Consider the following 3,014-nt stretch of genomic DNA (forward strand, 5'->3'; position numbering starts at 1 on the left):
GACCTCGTCGGGCGACCCGGCGACGGCCGCCGCCGTCAGCGGCACCGCGGTCGCCACCACGACCTCGCCCGACAGGTCGGTCGCCGCGCCGGTGGCGAGCGCGGACACCTCCCAGGTGGCGTCGAAGCCGTTCGAGCGCACCTCGCGCCGCGTCGGCAGGAAGCGGCCGCCGAACGACGGGTGCGGCCAGTTGCCCGACAGCGTCACGTGGTTCTCGCGCCCCACCGGCACCAGGCCGAACTCGCTGGTGCCGGTCAGGTCGAGCGACACTTTCACCGGCGGCGGCACGCCGGCGCGCAGCCAGCCGTCGGGCAGCTGCGCCTGGAAGCCTTGCGGGCGCTTCTCGTCGCCGGTGCCGGGCTGCACCACCAGCAGGTCGCTGCCGACGCGCACGTCGGCGCGCCGGATGCCGCGCGGGTCGCTCACCTCGACCTGCAACACCGGCGGCTCGCACTGCAGCCGCCCATTCGCATGCCGCAGCGGCGGCCGCACCGGCGCCCAGGCGGCCTCCATCTCGGCGTGCAGGCCGTAGGTGTTGACCTTGAACAGGCCGCGCCAGCGCGGCTCCATCGTCGCGGTGGCGGTCACGTCGAGCCGGGCCGGCACGCTGGTGACGATGAACTCGCGCGTCTCGACGCCGCTGCGGGCGGTCGCGCCCCGGCCGTACATCACGTCCCACGATTCGGTACAGTGCGTGCGCAGCAGCGGCCCGAGCAGGGCCTGCCTGCCGGCCTGGCTCTGCTCGACGCTCTGTTCGGCCTCGGCGAAGCGGCTCTGGCGTTCATCGACCAGGGCGCCGATGCGGCTGAGGGCCAGGGACAACAGGACGGCGATCGCGCCGATGGCGGCCGCCTTGACGAACAGCGGGTGGGGCTTCATGCGGGCTCCAGGAGTTGAAGCGCCGCACTGTGGCCAGCGCCGTTGAAGGCGCCATGAAGTCGCGGTGAAGTCGGCTCAGTGGATGCTGCTGGCGAGGATCGGGAACAGCTTCACCAGCCCGTCGGACATCACCTCGACCGCCAGCGCCGCGAGGATCAGGCCCATCAGCCGCGTCATCACGTTGATGCCGGTCTTGCCCAGCACCCGCGCGATGCGGCCGGACGCGCTGAAGGCCAGCCACACGGCGATGCCGATCACCACGCCGTAGCCGACCAGCACCGCGATCTCCCACCAATGCCGCGTCTTGTCGGCATAGATCACCATCGTCGAGATGGTGGCCGGGCCGGTCAGCAGCGGGATCGTCAGCGGCACCACCGCGATGCTGTCGCCGGCATCGACCTTGGTGTTGCCTTCGGTCACGTCCTCCTGCCGCGTCTCGGCCGGCTGCGCGTTCAGCATCTGCAGCGCCGAGATCAGCAGCAGCGTGCCGCCGCCGACCTGGAACGACGCCAGCGAGATGCCGAAGAACTCGATGATCCGCAGGCCGGCCACCGCGCTGACCGCGATCACGATGAAGGCGCTGAACGCGGCGACGCGGATCGTGCGCTGGCGCTGTTCGCGGGTGAACCCCCCCGTGAAGTGGATGAAGAACGGGATCACGCCGATCGGGTTGACGATGGCGAGCAGGGCGATCAGCGGCTTGTAGATGTCCATCCGGCATTCTGACTTCAGCTGCGGCCCAGTTCGCGCAGATAGCGCAGCCCCGGCACCGCGCGCGGCCCGTACCAGCTCAGCAGTTCGCCGTCGACCCGCTGCACGCGCGCCTGCGGGCACAGCGCCTGCGCCAGCGCCAGGTGTCGGTCCTTGAACCGGAACGGCTCGGAACTCAACAGCACCCGCTCCACCTGCGCGAGCCAGGGCTCGTCGCCGCGCACCACCGGGTAGCGCGCCGCGCCGTGCGGGCCGCCGTCGAGTGCCGGCTCGGTGTGCCAGCCGATGCGCGCCAGCATGCGCGACAGGTAGGTGTCGCGCGCGACCGTCATCCACGGGTCATGCCAGATCAGATACAGCACGCGACAGGGCGGGCCAGGCAACAGACATTCGTCACCGCGGGTTTCCCCTAGCTCGTGCTGCAAGGCCTCGCGCAGCGCGCGTGCACGCTCGCGCACGTGGGGCTGGTCGTCGAACACCGCGGCGACCTGGTCGACCAGCGCGAGGTTGTCCTCGGGGCCACACGGGTGCGTCACGATGACCTGCGCACCCATCTCGTGCAGCGCCGGCACGATGTCGTGCCGGTTCTCATCCACGTTGACGAGGACATGGGTGGGCGCGAGGCGCCGCAGCCGCTCGAGGTTCACCGCCTTGGTGCCGCCGACCTTGGGCACGCCGCGCACCGCCTCTGCCGGATGGATGCAGAAACCGGTGCGCGCGACCAGGCGCGGACCGAGGCCGAGCGCGACCACGAGCTCGGTCAGGCTGGGCACAAGACTGGCTATGCGTGTGTTCACGACAACACTTTTTGTTGCCCTCGGCTTGCAAGGGGTTTCCACAATTTGCACCGCTTCGCGCAATTACTCGATAATCAAAATTCTGTGTCTGGAAGCAGCGCCTTCACTTGAATGGTTCAGGATGGGTACACGCTCCACATGGTTCTCGTGACTTCAGGAAAGAAAGGCGCTCTCCATGGGCAATAAACTCTACGTCGGCAACCTCGCCTACAGCGTTCGCGACGACGATCTCCAACAAGCATTCGCACAATTCGGCACTGTCTCGTCCGCCAAGGTGATGATGGACCGTGACACCGGCCGCTCCAAGGGCTTCGGCTTCGTGGAGATGGGCTCGGATGCCGAAGCGCAATCGGCCATCAACGGCATGAACGGCCAGGCCCTCGACGGCCGTGCGCTGGTCGTCAATGAAGCCCGTCCGCGCGAAGAGCGTCCGGGCGGCTTCGGCGGCGGCGGTGGCGGCCGCTCCGGCGGTGGTGGCTTCGGCGGCGGCGGTGGTGGCGGCTACGGCGGTGGTGGTGGCGGCGGTGGCCGCTCCGGCGGTGGCGGCGGCTACGGCGGTGGTGGCGGCAGCCGCTCCGGCGGTGGTGGTGGCGGCTACGGCGGTGGTGGCGGTGGCCGCTCCGGCGG

Annotated in this window: 4 protein-coding genes; 1 reads left to right on the top strand and 3 read right to left on the bottom strand. The window is 69.9% G+C overall.

Going from position 1 to position 3,014, the window contains the following annotated elements; all coding sequences use genetic code 11:
- From AC1D01_RS27685 to AC1D01_RS27695, 3 genes are all read right to left on the bottom strand, one after another.
- The coding region (locus AC1D01_RS27685) for an inner membrane CreD family protein (RefSeq protein ID WP_477872120.1) at positions 1-879 on the bottom strand (879 nt) is incomplete at its 3' end.
- A gap of 75 nt (positions 880-954) precedes the next feature.
- Positions 955-1,593 (bottom strand): MarC family protein, encoded by a 639-nt coding sequence (locus tag AC1D01_RS27690; protein ID WP_047503815.1) that lies wholly within the window; start codon positions 1,591-1,593, stop codon positions 955-957.
- 14 nt (positions 1,594-1,607) lie between these two features.
- Positions 1,608-2,387, bottom strand: coding sequence for a helical backbone metal receptor (locus AC1D01_RS27695; RefSeq protein WP_477872122.1), 780 nt, complete (start codon positions 2,385-2,387; stop codon positions 1,608-1,610).
- A 175-nt stretch (positions 2,388-2,562) separates the two neighbouring features.
- On the opposite strand from AC1D01_RS27695, the gene rbp reads away from it, so the two are divergent.
- Positions 2,563-3,014, top strand: a 452-nt coding sequence (gene rbp, locus AC1D01_RS27700; RefSeq protein ID WP_477872123.1) for an RNA-binding regulator, incomplete at its 3' end; no start/stop codon positions are given.

This window comes from Rhizobacter sp. P3_B12 (assembly GCF_056402895.1).

What these genes read in the sequence shown, in the direction of transcription:
- AC1D01_RS27690 (WP_047503815.1), bottom strand. Translation starts at nt 1,593, where the DNA reads ATGGACATCTACAAGCCGCTGATCGCCCTGCTCGCCATCGTCAACCCG.